Origin of the sequence: Micromonospora palomenae (genome assembly GCF_007829925.1) — a bacterium.
GTDB classification, from domain to species: domain Bacteria; phylum Actinomycetota; class Actinomycetes; order Mycobacteriales; family Micromonosporaceae; genus Micromonospora; species Micromonospora purpureochromogenes.
The window spans coordinates 2203419-2218627 of the sequence record NZ_VIXA01000001.1; the positions used below are offsets into that span (position 1 = coordinate 2203419).

Below are 15209 nucleotides of genomic sequence, written 5' to 3' on the forward strand. Positions count from 1 at the left end.
GTGCCTACCCGGACCGGCGAAGCAGCATTCCTCGACGTCGGCGGCGGTTGGGCGTTACCGGTGGGGACCGTCGGGAAGACGGGTGGTCGACGAAGGAGGCAGCGATGACCAGACCCTCGAACCCGACCGCGGCCTGGCGTCCCGGGATGCCGGGCGACGAGAACCTCCCGTCCGGTCCGGCCGGCCGGCCGGCCGCGCCCAGCGGTGACGGGCACGGCCCGCAGACCGGGCCGCCCACCGTGACGATCGGCTCGTACCCGGACTATCCGTCCGCGCAGCGGGTGGTGGACTACCTGGCCGACAACCGGTTCCCGGTGGAACACACCGCGATCGTGGGGACGAACCTGACCCTGGTGGAGACCGTGCTCGGCCGGTTGACGACCGGGCGGGCCGCGTTGCTCGGCGCGGGCACCGGAGCCTGGTTCGGACTCTTCATCGGCCTGCTGTTCGGCATCTTCACGGTCGGCAACTGGCTGGCGGTGATCCTGGTCGGGCTGGTCATCGGCGCGATCTGGGGTGCCGTCTTCGGTGCGGTCGCGCACGCCATGTCCGGCGGCCAGCGCGACTTCACCTCGGCCAGTTCGCTGCGCGCCGGCCAGTACGCGGTCACCGTGGACGCGAACCTCGCCGACCAGGCGCGTCAGCTGCTGGGACGGATGCACCTCACCCCGACCGGCGCGACGGCCCGCTGAGCACGTACCCCGACGCCCCGGCGCACCGCGCGCCGGGGCGTCGCGGCGTGGGTCAGGCCCGGTGGTACGCCAGCTCGCCGGCCCGGATCGGCACGTCGACCCGGTTCTCCGGCGGGGCGAGCGGGCAGGCCCACCGGTCGTCGTAGGCACAGCTGGGGTTGTAGAGGTAGTTGGCGTCCAGGCGTACCCGCCCGCCGGGGAGCACGGTGAGCCCTCGGCCGTACGTGCCCTTGACGGTGTCGGTCAGGTACCGGCCGCCGCCGTAGCTCTCCCGGCCGCAGGTGCCGTCGCGCAGCGGCACGAAGAGCCCGCCCCCGTACGCCTCGATCCACCACAGGGTCAGCGGGCCCCACGGCGTCTGCGCCACCGCCACCCGGCGGTAGGTCACCACGCCGTCCGGGCCGCCGGTGTCGATGCTCTCGGTGCCCGAGGCGGGGCGCAGCGGCGCCTCCACGACGGCGTCCGGGTTCGGCGGGAACCAGCCCAGCCCGGTGAAGGCCGCCCGGTCGGCGGCGGGCACCGGACTCTGCGGGTGCCCCGCGAACAGCTCGTCGCGGGCCGCGCGGAAGCCGGCCAGGTCGTGGTCGGAGAGGTAGAGCCGGGCCACCCGCTCCCGCCAGTCGAGCAGCTCGAGATCGTCCACCCGTCGAGCCTAGCCGGGCCCCGGGTCAGGGGTCGGTGGCCAGCCGGGCGTGCAGGTGCTCGTCGTGGCGGCGGCCGTCGCCGTACCGGTGGGAGTCGCGCATGGTGCCCTCGATCGGGTACCCGGCCCGCGCGGCGACCCGGCAGGAGGCCGGGTTGGCGACCGCGTGGCAGAGCTCGATGCGGTGCACGCCCAGGTGAGTGAAGGCCCACCCGCCGAGCGCGGTGACGGCCCGGGAGGCGACTCCCCGGCCCCGCGCGGCGGCGGCCGTCCAGTAGCCGATCGAGGCGTTGCCGTCGTGGATCTGGAAGAGCGAGGCCCCGCCGAGCAGGGTGCCGTCGGCGGCGTCGGTCACCGCCAGGGAGAGCCGGTCCACCGCCCTGGGGTCCGCGCGCAGGCGCACCCACTCGCGCGCTCCGGCCTCGTCCCGTACGCCCTGCGGGTTCCACCGCTCGACCTCGGGTTCCCGCAGCGCCGCGAGCACGGCGGCGGCGTCCCGCGCCCGCCAGGCGCGCAGCAGCAGGCCGGGCGCGGTCAGGTCGACGGGATCCACGGGCCGGAGTGTGGCACGACGTGCCGCCGGCCCGCCCGCGCTTTCCGCCGATCGCGTTCCTTCACAACTGAAGTACCCGGCCGCTCACCCCCGCCCCGCCCGCCAAGGACAGCTCGAAGAGAGCTTGTTTAAATTTGAAAGAGTGCTATCGTCGTAGCCGTGACGGAGAGTCTGGACAGCGCGCGGATGGCCGGCTGGCGCGCGTACATCGAGGCGAGCCAGCGGCTGTTCACCCAGCTGGAGGACGACCTGCGCGCCGACCGCGGCCTGAGCTTCGCCGACTACCACGTGCTGGTCCTGCTCGCCGAGGCGCCGGGGCAGCGGCTGCGGATGGGCGAGCTGGCCGACCGCCTGGTCTTCTCCCCCAGCCGGCTGACCTACCAGATCACGTCCATGCAGCGGCGCGGCCTGGTCGCCCGGGAGTCCTGCCCGCAGGACCGCCGGGGCAGCGAGGCGGTGCTGACCGCCGCCGGGCTGCTCGCCCTGCGCGAGGCCGCGCCGGGGCACCTGGCCTCGGTCCGCCGGCACCTGATGGACGACCTCGACGACGCCGAGGTCGCCACCCTGACCCGGGTCTTCGAACGACTCGGCCGGCGCCTGCGCGCCGACCGCGACGCGTCGTCCACCCTGAGCGACTAAGGAGTTCGCGATGCCCGCCATCACCGTCGACGACGTCCTCGTCCTGCCCCGCCTGCCCCGGCTCGACGAGAGCACCAGCTTCCGTCCGGTGCGCCGCCTGATCACCGCCCCGCGCGGCTACGAGGGCGAGGGCTTCCCGGTGCGCCGGGCCTTCGCCGGGGTGCCGATGACCGAGCTGGACCCGTTCATCCACCTGGACCAGATGGGTGAGGTGGACTACGCCCCGGGCGAGCCGAAGGGCACCTCGTGGCACCCGCACCGCGGCTTCGAGACGGTGACCTACATGATCGACGGGATCATGGACCACCAGGACTCGCAGGGTGGCGGCGGCACTATCACCAACGGCGACACCCAGTGGATGACCGCCGGCCGTGGCCTGCTGCACATCGAGGCGCCGCCGGAGCACCTGGTGATGAGCGGCGGCCTCTTCCACGGCCTCCAGCTCTGGGTCAACCTGCCCAAGGTGGCGAAGATGAAGCCGCCGCGCTACCAGGACATCCGGGGTCGGGAGGCGGCGCTGCTCACCACGCCCGACGGCGGGGCGCTGATCCGGGTGATCGCCGGCGAGGTGGCCGGGCACCGGGGCCCGGGCTCGACCCACACCCCGATCACCATCACGCACGTGACGCTCCAGCCCGGCGCCGAGCTGAGCCTGCCCTGGCGGCCGAACTTCAACGCGCTGGTCTACGTGCTGGGCGGCCGCGGCACCGTCGGCACCGACCGGCGGCCGGTGCGCACCGGCCAGCTGGCCGTGCACGGGCCGGGCGACGCGCTGCGGATCACCGCCGACGCCCGGCAGGACGCCCACACCCCGGCGCTGGACCTCTTCATCATGGGTGGCCGGCCGATCCGGGAGCCGGTGGCGCACTACGGGCCGTTCGTCATGAACACCCGCGCCGAGCTGGTCCGGGCCTTCGAGGACTTCCAGGCCGGCCGGCTCGGGGTCGTCCCCGCCAAGCGGCTGCCGCACACCGGCGGCCAGGGCGACCGTCCCTGATCGCACGCCAGGGCGCCCCGGTCCACCGGGGCGCCCCGCGTCGGCCTCAGGAGACGGCGAAGATTCCGGCGACCCCGAGGATCACCATGAGCAACACCGCCAACAGCGCACCCCGTTCGCTCTCCACCGCCTGAGGGCGGTACTCGGTCACGGGGTTCGTCGTCTCGGCGGGCATGGTATGGCCTCCTCGGTGTGCGCGTCTCGGGTCCGACAGGTGCCACCACCAGGGCACGCGGAGCAGGCCCGGCGTGCGTACCGGCGGTAGGACACCTACCGTGAGGACGTTGTCGACGACCTCGGGGGGCTGGAACGTGGCGATCCAGGATTGGTTCCTGACCGCTGACGAACGCGCCAACCCGGTCTCGGTGTTACCCGTCTGGACGGCGGGAAACCTCGCCGAGCCGTTGATTCACGGTGCGGCGTACTTCGACCGGCTGGTCGACGAGGTGGAGGCGCTGCGCGCCGGTGACCACCTGTTCTTCACCGACTGGCGCGGCGACCCGGACCAGCGGATGCGCCCGGACGGCCCGACCGTGGCCCAGCTCTTCGCCCGGGCCGCCCAGCGGGGCGTCGTGGTCAAGGGGCTGATCTGGCGCTCCCACCTCGACGCCCTCTCCTACAGCGAGACGGAGAACCGCAACCTCAGCGAGGCGATCTGCGCGGCCGGCGGCGAGGTGCTGCTCGACCAGCGGGTCCGGCGGGGCGGCTCGCACCACCAGAAGCTGGTGGTGCTGCGACACCCCGGGGCGCCGGAGCGCGACATCGCCTTCGCCGGCGGCATCGACCTGTGTCACAGCCGGCGCGACGACGCGGCGCACCGGGGCGACCCGCAGGCCGTGCAGATGTCCCCCCGGTACGGCCCGCACCCGCCCTGGCACGACGTGCAGCTCGCCGTCCGCGGCCCGGTGGTCGGCGCGCTGGACACCACGTTCCGGGAGCGCTGGACGGACCCGATGCCGCTGGACTCGGAGAACCCGCTGGCCTACCTGCGCGACCGGCTGCGCGGCGCCGACCTCAGCCCCGATCCGCTGCCCGAGCAGCCGGCCGACCCGCCGACCTGCGGCCCGCACCGGATCCAGGTGCTGCGCACCTACCCGGCGGTCCGCCCCCGCTACTCCTTCGCGCCGGACGGCGAGCGGACCGTGGCCCGCGGCTACACCAAGGCGGTACGCCGGGCCCGCCGGCTGATCTACCTGGAGGACCAGTACCTGTGGTCCGAGGAGGTGGCCGAGCTGTTCGCCGACGCGCTGCGGGACAATCCCGACCTGCACCTGGTGGCGGTGGTGCCCCGTTACCCGGACGTGGACGGCCGGCTGGCCCTGCCGCCGAACATGGTCGGCCGCGAGCAGGCGCTCTCGCTCTGCGACAAGGCCGCCCCGGACCGGGTGCACGTGTTCGACGTGGAGAACCGCGAGGGCGAGCCGGTCTACGTGCACGCGAAGGTCTGCGTGGTCGACGACGTCTGGGCGAGCGTGGGCAGCGACAACTTCAACCGCCGGTCCTGGACGCACGACAGCGAGCTGTCCTGCGCGGTGCTCGACGACACCCGCGACGAGCGGGCGCCCACCGATCCGACCGGCGAGGGCGACGGCGCCCGGGTCTTCGCCCGGGAACTGCGGCTGCGGCTGTGGCGCGAGCACCTCGACCGCGACCCGGACGGCGGCGAGGACGCCGACCTGCTGGACCCGGAAGCGGCGGTGAAGGCGATCACCTCGGCGGCCGACGCCCTCCAGCGGTGGTACGACGGCGGCCGGCAGGGCCCCCGGCCCCCGGGCCGGTTGCGCCCGCACCGGCCGGAACGGCTGCCGTGGCTGACCCGGCTCTGGGCGCTACCGGCGTACCGGCTGGTCTACGACCCGGACGGCAGACCGCTGCGAGCCCGGCGCGCCGGCACCTGGTGAGGCGTCGCCACGTGCCTCCGCCCGCGCCTGCTGCCCCGGGTACGGGGTCAGCCCACCCGGGTACGCGAACGCGGTGCGCGGGGCGTAGAAGCCCCAGGTGATCAGCAGCGGGTTCTCCGGGCGCAGCGCGTAGACCGGGTGCCCGGGCTCCAGGAACTCCACCGACTCGATCTCGAACGGGTCGACCGTCTCGGAGATGAACGGGTAGACGGCGCTGACCAGCTGACCGCCGCAGCGGGTGAAGTAGCGGTGGTGCCCGGAGTGGACCACGTGCCCGGTCTCGCCGACCCGCGCCCGGGCCCGGATCAGCGGTGACCCGTCGGCCACGGTCTCGGCGACCAGCGCCTCGCCCCGCACGTCGATGGTGGTCCGGCCGAGCACCGCGGGAGCGCCGCGGGCGGCCGCGTACTCCCGCACCAGCGGGCTGGAGGTGACGTAGTGCGTCCACCAGCCGCCCGGCGTCACCCCGCCGGGCGCGTTCACCCCGTCCAGGGCCACACCGAGGTAGGTCAGCGAGTAGGCGCCGAAGCCGGAGGTCTGGGCGGCGTCCTCCACCACGTACTGGTTCATGAAGACCTGCCGGTCCCGGCGCGGCCGCAGCCCGGGCGGCACGAGCGCGGCGACGGCGTCCGGATCCGCCGGCAGCCAGCTGAAGTGCAGCGTGCGACTGTCGACGACGAGTTGCGGATCCGTGGGGTCCAGCACGACGCCTCCGTACCGATGGGTGTAGGGCGACGCTACGTGCGGTCCTGTCAACGGGACAACGACGGAAAGCCGACACTCGTCCGCCATGTCGGTTCCGCGATTGACCGGTCGGTCGGGCCGGCGCGGCCGACCGGACGGGACGATCGGGTATCCGTCGGACACCGCCATCGGTCAAGCGACCCGGTAACGGTGATCACAAGCCCGCGAATATATGCCCGTTCCGCACCTTTCATGACTCAAAATTACTTAAGTACATCGTCCTTTCGGCTAGATTTCGTCAAGCCGATCAGGCTAAGGTGAGTCCCGAACGGACCATCTGAAGCTAAACCAAAGCGTCACGTCTTTTTGTCCGCGGACGAGGTGCAGGGAGGACCACCCATGACCGCGCCAGCGACCACTGAGCAGCCGGCCACCGCCGCGACGACCACCGAGAAGCTGGACCCGCGCGCGCTCACCGACAGCGCCGCCGACCTGCTCAACGCGATGGCCGCGCTGCCCGCCAACCATCCGTCCCGCGCCGCGATGCGGGACCGGGCGATCGAGGCCTGGCTGCCGCTCGCCAACCACCTCGCCCACCGCTACAGCGGTCGCGGCGAGCCCACCGACGACCTGGCGCAGACCGCCGCCGTCGGCCTCATCAAGGCGATCGACAAGTTCGACCCCTCCCGCGGCGTCGACTTCGCCGGCTACGCCATCCCGACCATCATCGGTGAGCTGAAGCGGCACTTCCGCGACCGCACGTGGGACATCCGGGTGCCCCGCCGCCTCCAGGAGCTGCGGCTGGCCATCTCCGACGCCAACAGCTCGCTGCTGCAGACCCTCGGCCGCTCGCCGACGGTCGCCGACATCGCCGCCCACCTCAAGCTCACCGAGGAAGAGGTCCTGGAAGGCCTGGAGGGCGCCCGCGCGTACAACGCGGTCTCGCTGTCCACCCCGACCGGCGACGGCGACCGCGCGACCGAGCTGGGCGACATGCTCGGCGGCGAGGACAACGAGTTCGAGCTGGCCGAGCTGCGGGTGGCCCTCGGCCCGGCGCTCGCCACGCTCGACGAGCGCGAGCAGAAGATCCTCACCCTGCGCTTCTACGGCAACCTGACCCAGTCGCAGATCGCCGAGCAGATCGGCGTCTCGCAGATGCACGTCTCGCGGCTGCTGGCCCGGGCGCTGACCAAGCTGCGGGGTCAGCTCGACGGAACCTACTAGGGTGCGCTGACGGCGGCCGGGTCGGCGGACCCGGTCACCGTCGCGTCCTTCGGGCCCGGTCGGCGGTTCGCCGACCGGGCCTTTCCGCGCCCACATCGCGCACCGCAGCACCGGCGGATCCCGCACCTCCACTTCGGACCGGCCGGCCCGCATCCGGGGAGGCGCCCCCGCGCCTCACGGTGTGCGGCGCCGCGCGGTGTCCGGGGCGGCCGACATGCGGGCGCGCATCCGGGGGGGACGGCCCGCGCCTCACGCTTCGCGGCGTGTCGGGGTGATGCGGGCGGCGGAGACCGCGACACGCCGCAATCCGCGTCGGGCAGCGCGAAGGCCGGCCCCGGCGGTCACCGGTGCCGGCCTTCGGCCTGTGCTCAGCGGGTGCCCGGCTCCCGCCACATCGGGTAGAACGGGGAACCGTCGGGCAGCCGGAACGGCTCGCCAACCCGGTAGCCGTGCCGGGCGTACAGGTCGCGGCTGCGCTCGCTGCTCGCCTCCAGGTACGCCGGCACGCCCGCGGCGTCCAGCGCCGCGTGGTGGTGCCGCAGCAGGGCGGTGCCGACGCCCCGCCCCTGCCGCTGCGGGGCCACCGCCAGGAACGCCAGGTGGTGGTGGTCGTCGTGCGGGTGGTGCGCCTCGAACAGCGTGTCGAGGTGCTGGAACCGCTCGGTCCACTCGCCGCAGGCCGCGGCCAGCCGCTCGTCGTAGTCGGCCGGTGGCGGCGCCGGGTCGCCGGACTGCGGGAACCAGACCGCGACGCCGGACCGGTCGGCGGTGGCGTGGACCAGGCCGTGCCGCATCGCGTGGTCGACCAGGATCTCGAAGTTGTCCGCCAGCACGGCCTCCCGCTTGGCGGCGTCCGGCACCAGCCACCGCGTCGCCGCCAGGTCGTGGAACGCGCCGGCGATCCGCTCGGCGACCGCCCGGGTCTCCGCCGGCCCGAGCCGCTCGACGGTCAGCCCGGTCACCGCCGTACCCCCGCCCCGGCCGGCGTCGGCTGGCCCGGCTCCGGCAGCACGGCCACCGCGGCGCTCTCCGCGCCGAGGCCGATCCGCGCGTACACGTCGGGGCGGCTGCGCCGCAGGACCACGCCCCAGAGCACGCCGAGCAGCGCGGCGACCGGGTAGACCGCCGGGATCGCCCAGCGCAGCGGGGAATCCGGCGCGACGCCGAGCAGGTTGGCGAAGTTGTCCAGCGCCACCACGATGATCACGGCCAGCGCGACCGCCGCCAGGCCCGGGGCGATCGCCCGCCGCCAGAGGGTCTCCCGCACCCCCTGCCGGGCGAAGAACGAGATCACCGCGACCGAGGTCGCCGCGATCAGCAGCAGCACGCCGAAGCCGCCGCCGGTGCCGGCCCAGTAGAACAGCTTCAGCACCGGGTCCCAGCCGTTCACCGCGTACAGCACGATCACCAGCAGACCGAGGACGCTCTGCGCCAGCGACGCCACCCGGGGCGACCCGGTACGCGGCGAGGTCTGCCCGAACGCGGCGGGCAGCACCCGCTCCCGGCCGAGCGCGAAGGCGTACCGGGCGGTGGTGTTGTGGAACGAGATCATCGCGGCCAGCACCGAGGTCACGAAGAGCGCCTGGCCGATCAGCACCGCGGTGTCGCCGAGGTGCTCGCCGGCCAGGTTGAAGATGAGCAGGACGCTGTCCTCGCCGGCCCGCTCGGCGATCCGGTCCGGCCCGGTGGCCACCGTCATCGTCCAGGACGACAGGGCGTAGAGCGCCGCGATGATCGCGACCGAGAGGTAGGTGGCCATCGGCACCGTCCGGCGCGGGTCCTTGCTCTCCTCGCTGAACACCACCGAGGACTCGAAGCCGACGAAGCCGGTGATGGCGAGCACGAGCACCGCCCCGGCGCCCGGCACGAAGAGGTTCTCCGGCGACAGCGCGGCGACGCTGACCTCGCCGCCGGCCGGGTGGGTGAGCTGGGCGAGGTCGTAGACGACGATCACCGCGATCTCGGTGACCAGCAGCACCGCCAGCACCAGCCCGTTGATGTCGACCCGCAGCAGGCCCAGCACGGCGACCAGGGCCCAGGCGACCAGGGCCACCACCCACCACTGCGGGTGCCCGCCGAAGAGCCGGTCGAGCACCGGCTCGGCGGCGATGCCGATGGTGCCGTAGAGCCCGACCTGCAGGGCGTTGTACGCGATCAGCGCCACCCAGGCCGCACCGACGCCGGCCGGCCGGCCCAGCCCGCGGGAGATGTACGCGTAGAACGCGCCGGCGTTGGCGACCCGGCGGGCCATCGCCACGTAGCCGACGGAGAAGAGCACGAGCACCGCCGCGACCGCCAGGAAGGCCAGCGGGATGCCGGTCACGCCGGTGACCGCGTACCCGGTGGTGACCACCCCGGCGACCACCGTGAACGGCGCGGCGGCGGAGAGGACGAAGAAGATGACCGAGGGGACGCCCAACCGGCCACGGGCCAGGGCGTCGGAGACGTTGCTGGGGCGTTCCAGCGTCGTGGGAGACATGGGGGCGGCTCCGGTTCGAGGGGGGATGAGGGGGGATGGTGGTGGCGCAGCTCAGGGGATGCCGCGCAGCACCGCCGCGCCGACCGCGGCCTCGGTGTGCGCGACGAGTTCCCGCAGGGGGGCGGGCAGGGCGGGGATGAGCACACCGAGCCGGTGGTGCGCCCGGGGTCCGGCGCTCCAGAGCACCTCCCGGCTCAACCCGGCGGCGCAGACCAGGCCGAGCAGGACGGCGTCCGGCACGCCAGGGGGATCCGGCCGTTCCAGCAGGGCGCGCAGCCGGGTGGCCGGCCAGGCCACCACGTTGAGGTCGATCGGGACGTAGCTGACGCTGGTGCGCAGCAACCGCCGGCTCTCCTGCCGGCGCAGCACCCCGGCGCGGGCCAGCCGCTCCCCCACCGACGTGGTCGCCGTCTGGGCCAGAAAGCTCAGCCAGGTACGCACCGACTGGTGCTGCGACTCGCCGATCAACTGGTCCAGCACGGTGTGCGCCAGGGCGTCCGGCGGTGGACGCCGGTCCAGCACCGTGACGAGCCCGCCGGAGACGGTGATCTGTCCGAACAGGATCAGTTCGCCGAGGAGAGCGCCGGCGAGCCCCAGCCCGGTGGCGGCCGGGTGCAGTTTCGCCTTGCCCCGGCTGTCGTTGTGGGCGATGAGGAAGAACTCGTCGGCGATGAGCAAACGAGCCTCCAACGCGGGTTGTCCACAAGTGATCGACGCCGGGTGACAGGATGCCCGCACCCTCCGGCCATTGCAACTCCCGGATTCGATGGTTGCACTCCGTGCTGGCGCGACCTGCGGATCTTGCCGTGCCAGACTCAGAGGGTGACCGCCAGCCCCACCGTCCGCCGCCGCCGGATCGCCCGCGAACTTCGTCAGCTGCGCGAGCGCGCCGGCATGACGCTCGACGTCGCCGCCCGCCAGCTCGACATGTCCAAGAGCAACCTGTCCCGGATCGAGAACGCCCAGATCGGCATCAAGCCGCGCGACGTACGGGCCGCCCTGGCGCTGTACGCGGTCACCGGCGCGGACGCGGAGGCGCTGATCGAGATCGCCCGCGGGGCGCAGCAGCGCGGCTGGTGGCAGAACTACAGCGACGTCCTGCCGGAATGGTTCGAGTTCTACGTCGGACTGGAGGCCGAGGCGGCGACGCTGCGCACGTACGAGGCGGAGTCGGTGCCCGGTCTGCTCCAGACCGAGGCGTACGCGCGGGAGATCTACCGGCGCACCGCGGGCGAGGAGGGGCTGGAACGCAAGGTCGCCGCCCGGCTGCGCCGGCAGGAGGTGCTGCGCCGGGAGTCCCCGGTCCAGCTCTCCGTGGTGCTCAACGAGGCCGTACTGCTCCGCCCGGTCGGCGGTGCGGCGGTGATGGCCGAGCAGCTGACCCACATGGCCCGGATCGCGCAATCACCCAACGTGACTATTTACGTACTTCCATTCATGGCCGGGGCGCATCCGGCGATGAGCACCCCGTACGTCATCCTGCAGTTCGCCGACGCCGCCGACGCCTCCGTGGTCTACCTGGACAATCTCACGATGGGGCTGGCTCTGGAGGATGCCGCTCACGTACGCGGGTATAGCCTTGTGCACGAGGAGCTGTGCCGCATGGCACTGGATCCGGCGGACTCCGTGGCCCGCCTGGAGGCCGCTTCTCGTAACTTTGCGTGACCGCATCGCGGCACGCCCGCAGAAGACGAGAGGTACGGGGATGACCGCGCTCGACCTGACCCGGGCGGACTGGCGCACCAGCACGCGCAGCAGTGGCAACGGAAACTGCGTGGAGGTCGCCACCGTCGACGGTCGGGTCGCCGTCCGCGACAGCAAGGACCGGGGCGGGCCGGTGCTGGTCTTCCCGTCCGCGACCTGGGTCGCCTTCGTCACCGGCGTCGACGCGGTGCGCCCCGGCTGACCGCCGGGTGCCACAGTGGGCACCGTGCTCTCCGACGTACCCCTGAAACTGCCGGTCAGTCCGGTCCTGCCGGCGCTGGTCGCGGCGCTGGCCGAGGCCGGCGGCGCGGTGCTGGTGGCGCCGCCCGGCACCGGCAAGACCACGCTCGCGCCTTTCGCGGTGGCCGACCGGGTCGACGGCCGGGTGGTGGTGGCCCAGCCGCGTCGGGTGGCCGCCCGCGCGGCGGCCCGCCGGATGGCCGACCTGCTCGGCGAACGGGTCGGCGGACGGGTGGGGTACGCGGTGCGCGGGGAGCGCCGGGTCGGCCCCGGCACCCGGATCGAGGTGGTCACCACCGGCCTGCTGGTCCGCCGGCTGCACCACGACCCGGAGCTGCCCGGGGTCGGCGCGGTGCTGCTCGACGAGGTCCACGAGCGGCAGCTCGACGCGGACCTGGCGCTGGCCTTCACGGTGGACTCCCGGGCCGCCCTGCGCCCCGACCTGTGGCTGCTGGCGATGTCGGCGACGCCGGAGGCGGACCGGTTCGCCGCGCTGCTCGGCACGGACCGGCCGGTCCCGGTGGTCCGGGCCGAGGCGGCGCTGCACCCGGTCACCCGGATCTGGGCGCCCCCACCCCGCCCGGTGGCCCCGCCCGGCGCCGGTCGGGTGGACCCGGCCCTGCTCGACCACGTGGCGGCCACCGTCCGGCGGGCGCTGCAGGAGCGCGACGGGGACCTGCTGGTCTTCCTGCCGGGGGCCGGCGAGATCGCCGGCATCGCCCGGCGGCTGGCGGACCTGACCGACCGGGTGGCCGTCCTGCCGCTGCACGGGCGGCTGCCCGGCGCCGCGCAGGACGCGGCGCTGCGGCCGGCCGACCGCCGCCGGGTGGTGCTGGCCACCTCGGTGGCCGAGAGCAGCCTCACCGTGCCCGGCGTCCGGGTGGTGGTGGACGCGGGGCTGAGCCGGGTGGCCCGCACCGACCTGTCCCGCGGCCTCGGCGCCCTGGTCACCGTCCCGGTCTCCCGGGCCGCCGCCACGCAACGCGCCGGCCGGGCCGGCCGGGAGGCACCCGGCCACGTCTACCGCTGCTGGTCGGCGGCCACCCACGAACGGCTGGCCGCGCAGCCGGAGCCGGAGATCGCCACCGCCGACCTGACCGGCTTCGCCCTGGAGCTGGCGGCCTGGGGCAGCCCGGACGGCACCGGGCTGGCCCTGCCCGACCCGCCGCCGCCGGCGGCGCTGACGGTGGCCCGCGAGACGCTGGCCAGCCTCGGCGCCGTCGACGCGGACGGCCGGATCACCGCGCGGGGCCGGGCGATCGCGGCCGCCGGCGCCCATCCCCGGCTGGGCCGGGCCCTGCTCGACGGCGCGCCGCGGGTCGGCGCCGACCGGGCGGCGGAGCTGGTCGCGCTGCTGGCCGAGGAGGGCCTGACCGGCCGGGACGACGACCTGGTCGCCGGCTGGCGGCGGCTGCGCGGCAACGCCGACCCGGGGGCCACCGCCCGCTGGCGGACCGAGGTACGCCGGCTGCGCGCCGCCCTGCCCACCGGCGGCACCGGGTCGGGAGGCCGGGACCACCTGCCCGACGACCTGGCCGCCGGGCTGCTGGTGGGGCTGGCGTACCCGGAACGGCTGGCCCGGGTCCGCCGGGCCGGCGGGAGGTCGTACCTGATGGCGGGTGGGACCGCGGCGGAGCTGGCGCCCGGGTCTGGGCTGGCGGGCGTCGACTGGCTGGCCGTCGCGGTGGCCGACCGGTCACCCGGCGCGCCGACCGCCCGGGTGCGGCTGGCGGCGGGGTTGGACGAGGCCACCGCCCGGGAGGCGGGCGGACCGCTGCTGCGCGAGGCGCGGGAGGTCGGCTGGGTCGACGGTGACGTGGTGGCCCGGGAGGTGGTCCGGCTCGGCGCGATCGAGCTGCTGAGCCGCCCGCTGGCCCGGCCGGAGCAGACGTTGCTGGCGGCGGCGCTGCGCGACGGGCTGCGCCAGGAAGGTCTGTCGGTGTTGACCTGGACGCCGGCGGCCCGCGCGCTGCGGGAGCGGATGGCGTTCTGCCGGCGGGCGCTCGGCGACCAGTGGCCCGAGGTCAGCGACGACGCGCTGCTCGCGGCCGTCAACGACTGGCTCGGCCCGGAGCTGGCCGCCGCGCGACGGCGGGCCGACCTGGCCCGGATCGACGTGGCCGCCGCGCTGCGCCGGTTGCTGCCGTGGCGGCAGGCGGCCCGGCTGGACGAGCTGGCGCCGGAGCGGATCGAGGTGCCCAGCGGCTCGAAGATCCGGGTCGACTACGCGGACCCGGCGGCGCCGGTGCTGGCGGTGAAGCTCCAGGAGACGTTCGGCTGGCCGGCCGCGCCCCGGATCGCCGACGGCCGGGTGCCGGTATTGCTGCACCTGCTCTCCCCGGCCGGCCGGCCGGTGGCGGTCACCGCCGACCTGGCGTCGTTCTGGCGGACCGGGTACCCGCAGGTCCGCGCCGAGCTGCGCGGCCGCTACCCGCGCCACCCGTGGCCGGAGGACCCGGGCAGCGCCACGCCCACCCGGCACGCCACACCCCGGCGCCGCTGAACCGGCTCCGGCTCACTCCTCGACGATGTCGGCGATCAGCACGGTGACGTTGTCCGGGCCGCCGGCCCGCAGCGCGAGGTCGATCAGACGGCGGGCGCACAGCTCCCGGTCGGCGGTCTCGGCCAGCACCTCGGCGAGGGTGTCCGGGCGGACCACGTTGGAAAGGCCGTCGCTGCACAGCAGCCAGCGGTCCCCCGCCCAGGGGACCATGGTCGCGTACGCCGGGGAGACGTCCTCGCCCTGCAGCGCCTGGGTGACCACCGCCCGCCGGGGGTGGCTGGCGGCCTCCTCGGGGCCGATCACGCCCTGGTCGACGAGCATCTGCACGAAGGTGTCGTCCCGGGTGATCTGCTTGAGCGTGCCCTCGCGGAACAGGTAGGCCCGGGAGTCGCCGATGTGGGCCAGGGCGAGGCAGCTACCGGTCCGGGAGAAGAGCAGGGCGGTCAGTGTGGTGCCCATGCCCTGCCGTTCCGGATCCTCGGCGACCGCCTGGCGGATCCGCGCGGTGGCCAGCTCGATGCCGCTCTGCAGCGCCGCCACCAGAGCGTCCTCGGGGGTCTCCACGTCCAGGGGGGCGATCGCGTCGATGGCGATCCGGCTGGCCAGGTCGCCGGCCGCCATCCCGCCCATGCCGTCGGCGACGGCGACGAGCCAGGCACCGGCGTGCTGGGCGTCCTGGTTTCCGCTGCGGATCAGCCCACGGTCGCTCGTCCCGACGGAACGAAGCTTCAGGGTCATGGGAGGCAGCCTGCCAGGCGAAGGCCGCTGTTGTCTCTAGGAGATCAGGACGACGGGTCGTGGCGCGGCGAATCTCACTGTCCTTCACGTTCCCGGAGGCCATCGACCCCGGCCGGAAGGTCATCCAGCCCGATCAATTGACACGGACGAGATGCGCTGGAAACATCGGGGCGATGCTGGGAGCGCTCCCAGGCATCGCTCCCTCCCGACCC

At 74.4% G+C, this 15209-nt stretch carries 16 protein-coding genes; 8 read left to right on the top strand and 8 right to left on the bottom strand.

Features of this window, described 5'->3' with window-relative positions:
* Nucleotides 1–104 precede the first annotated feature (104 nt).
* Nucleotides 105–692 (top strand): YflT domain-containing protein, encoded by a 588-nt coding sequence (locus FHX75_RS09995; protein ID WP_154938322.1) that lies wholly within the window; start codon nucleotides 105–107, stop codon nucleotides 690–692.
* 52 nt (nucleotides 693–744) lie between these two features.
* Here FHX75_RS09995 and FHX75_RS10000 read toward each other — a convergent pair whose 3' ends face one another.
* Both FHX75_RS10000 and FHX75_RS10005 read right to left on the bottom strand, forming a co-directional pair.
* On the bottom strand, nucleotides 745–1335 hold the full coding sequence (locus FHX75_RS10000; protein WP_154938324.1) for a DUF1684 domain-containing protein: 591 nt from the start codon (nucleotides 1333–1335) through the stop codon (nucleotides 745–747).
* 25 nt (nucleotides 1336–1360) lie between these two features.
* Nucleotides 1361–1888 (bottom strand): GNAT family N-acetyltransferase, encoded by a 528-nt coding sequence (locus tag FHX75_RS10005; protein WP_154938326.1) that lies wholly within the window; start codon nucleotides 1886–1888, stop codon nucleotides 1361–1363.
* Between the two features lie 159 nt (nucleotides 1889–2047).
* Between FHX75_RS10005 and FHX75_RS10010 the strand changes: the two genes are divergently transcribed.
* Nucleotides 2048–2527: a MarR family winged helix-turn-helix transcriptional regulator gene (locus tag FHX75_RS10010; RefSeq protein ID WP_088962874.1), complete on the top strand. Its 480-nt coding sequence runs from the start codon at nucleotides 2048–2050 to the stop codon at nucleotides 2525–2527.
* A gap of 10 nt (nucleotides 2528–2537) precedes the next feature.
* Nucleotides 2538–3524 carry a pirin family protein gene (locus FHX75_RS10015; protein ID WP_154938328.1) on the top strand — a complete coding sequence of 329 codons (987 nt, stop codon included), beginning with the start codon at nucleotides 2538–2540 and terminating at the stop codon, nucleotides 3522–3524.
* Nucleotides 3525–3570: 46 nt separating this feature from the next.
* Here the strand turns inward: FHX75_RS10015 and FHX75_RS31960 are convergent, their stop codons facing one another.
* A complete protein-coding gene (locus FHX75_RS31960; protein WP_257028442.1) occupies nucleotides 3571–3699 on the bottom strand; it encodes a hypothetical protein in 129 nt (42 codons plus the stop codon).
* Between the two features lie 136 nt (nucleotides 3700–3835).
* Between FHX75_RS31960 and FHX75_RS10020 the strand changes: the two genes are divergently transcribed.
* A complete protein-coding gene (locus FHX75_RS10020; protein WP_154938988.1) occupies nucleotides 3836–5425 on the top strand; it encodes a phospholipase D family protein in 1590 nt (529 codons plus the stop codon).
* Here FHX75_RS10020 and FHX75_RS10025 read toward each other — a convergent pair.
* Nucleotides 5354–6130: an acetoacetate decarboxylase family protein gene (locus tag FHX75_RS10025; protein WP_246157818.1), complete on the bottom strand. Its 777-nt coding sequence runs from the start codon at nucleotides 6128–6130 to the stop codon at nucleotides 5354–5356. The two genes, FHX75_RS10020 and FHX75_RS10025, sit on opposite strands and share 72 nt — an antisense overlap.
* Before the next feature lie 378 nt (nucleotides 6131–6508).
* Between FHX75_RS10025 and FHX75_RS10030 the strand changes: the two genes are divergently transcribed.
* Complete coding sequence (locus FHX75_RS10030) at nucleotides 6509–7333, top strand: SigB/SigF/SigG family RNA polymerase sigma factor (RefSeq protein WP_154938330.1); 825 nt, start codon at nucleotides 6509–6511, stop codon at nucleotides 7331–7333.
* 368 nt (nucleotides 7334–7701) lie between these two features.
* On the opposite strand, the gene FHX75_RS10035 is transcribed toward FHX75_RS10030, so the two are convergent.
* The 3 genes from FHX75_RS10035 to FHX75_RS10045 are packed head-to-tail and all read right to left on the bottom strand — an operon-like array spanning nucleotide 7702 to nucleotide 10490.
* Nucleotides 7702–8295: a GNAT family N-acetyltransferase gene (locus FHX75_RS10035; protein WP_154938332.1), complete on the bottom strand. Its 594-nt coding sequence runs from the start codon at nucleotides 8293–8295 to the stop codon at nucleotides 7702–7704.
* Nucleotides 8292–9812, bottom strand: coding sequence for an APC family permease (locus FHX75_RS10040; RefSeq protein ID WP_154938334.1), 1521 nt, complete (start codon nucleotides 9810–9812; stop codon nucleotides 8292–8294). The genes FHX75_RS10035 and FHX75_RS10040 overlap by 4 nt, the downstream gene beginning before the upstream one ends.
* 51 nt (nucleotides 9813–9863) lie before the next feature.
* Entirely contained in the window at nucleotides 9864–10490 is a 627-nt protein-coding gene (locus FHX75_RS10045; protein WP_154938990.1) for a GOLPH3/VPS74 family protein, read from the bottom strand.
* 144 nt (nucleotides 10491–10634) lie between these two features.
* Between FHX75_RS10045 and FHX75_RS10050 the strand changes: the two genes are divergently transcribed.
* The 3 genes from FHX75_RS10050 to hrpB are packed head-to-tail and all read left to right on the top strand — an operon-like array spanning nucleotide 10635 to nucleotide 14259.
* Nucleotides 10635–11477 carry a helix-turn-helix domain-containing protein gene (locus FHX75_RS10050; protein ID WP_154938336.1) on the top strand — a complete coding sequence of 281 codons (843 nt, stop codon included), beginning with the start codon at nucleotides 10635–10637 and terminating at the stop codon, nucleotides 11475–11477.
* Between the two features lie 40 nt (nucleotides 11478–11517).
* Nucleotides 11518–11718, top strand: a complete 201-nt coding sequence (locus FHX75_RS10055; protein ID WP_154938338.1) for a DUF397 domain-containing protein — start codon at nucleotides 11518–11520, stop codon at nucleotides 11716–11718.
* Nucleotides 11719–11742: 24 nt separating this feature from the next.
* Nucleotides 11743–14259, top strand: a complete 2517-nt coding sequence (hrpB, locus tag FHX75_RS10060) for an ATP-dependent helicase HrpB (protein WP_154938992.1) — start codon at nucleotides 11743–11745, stop codon at nucleotides 14257–14259.
* 12 nt (nucleotides 14260–14271) lie between these two features.
* On the opposite strand, the gene FHX75_RS10065 is transcribed toward hrpB, so the two are convergent.
* Nucleotides 14272–14997 (bottom strand): PP2C family protein-serine/threonine phosphatase, encoded by a 726-nt coding sequence (locus FHX75_RS10065; RefSeq protein WP_154938340.1) that lies wholly within the window; start codon nucleotides 14995–14997, stop codon nucleotides 14272–14274.
* Nucleotides 14998–15209: the final 212 nt, after the last annotated feature.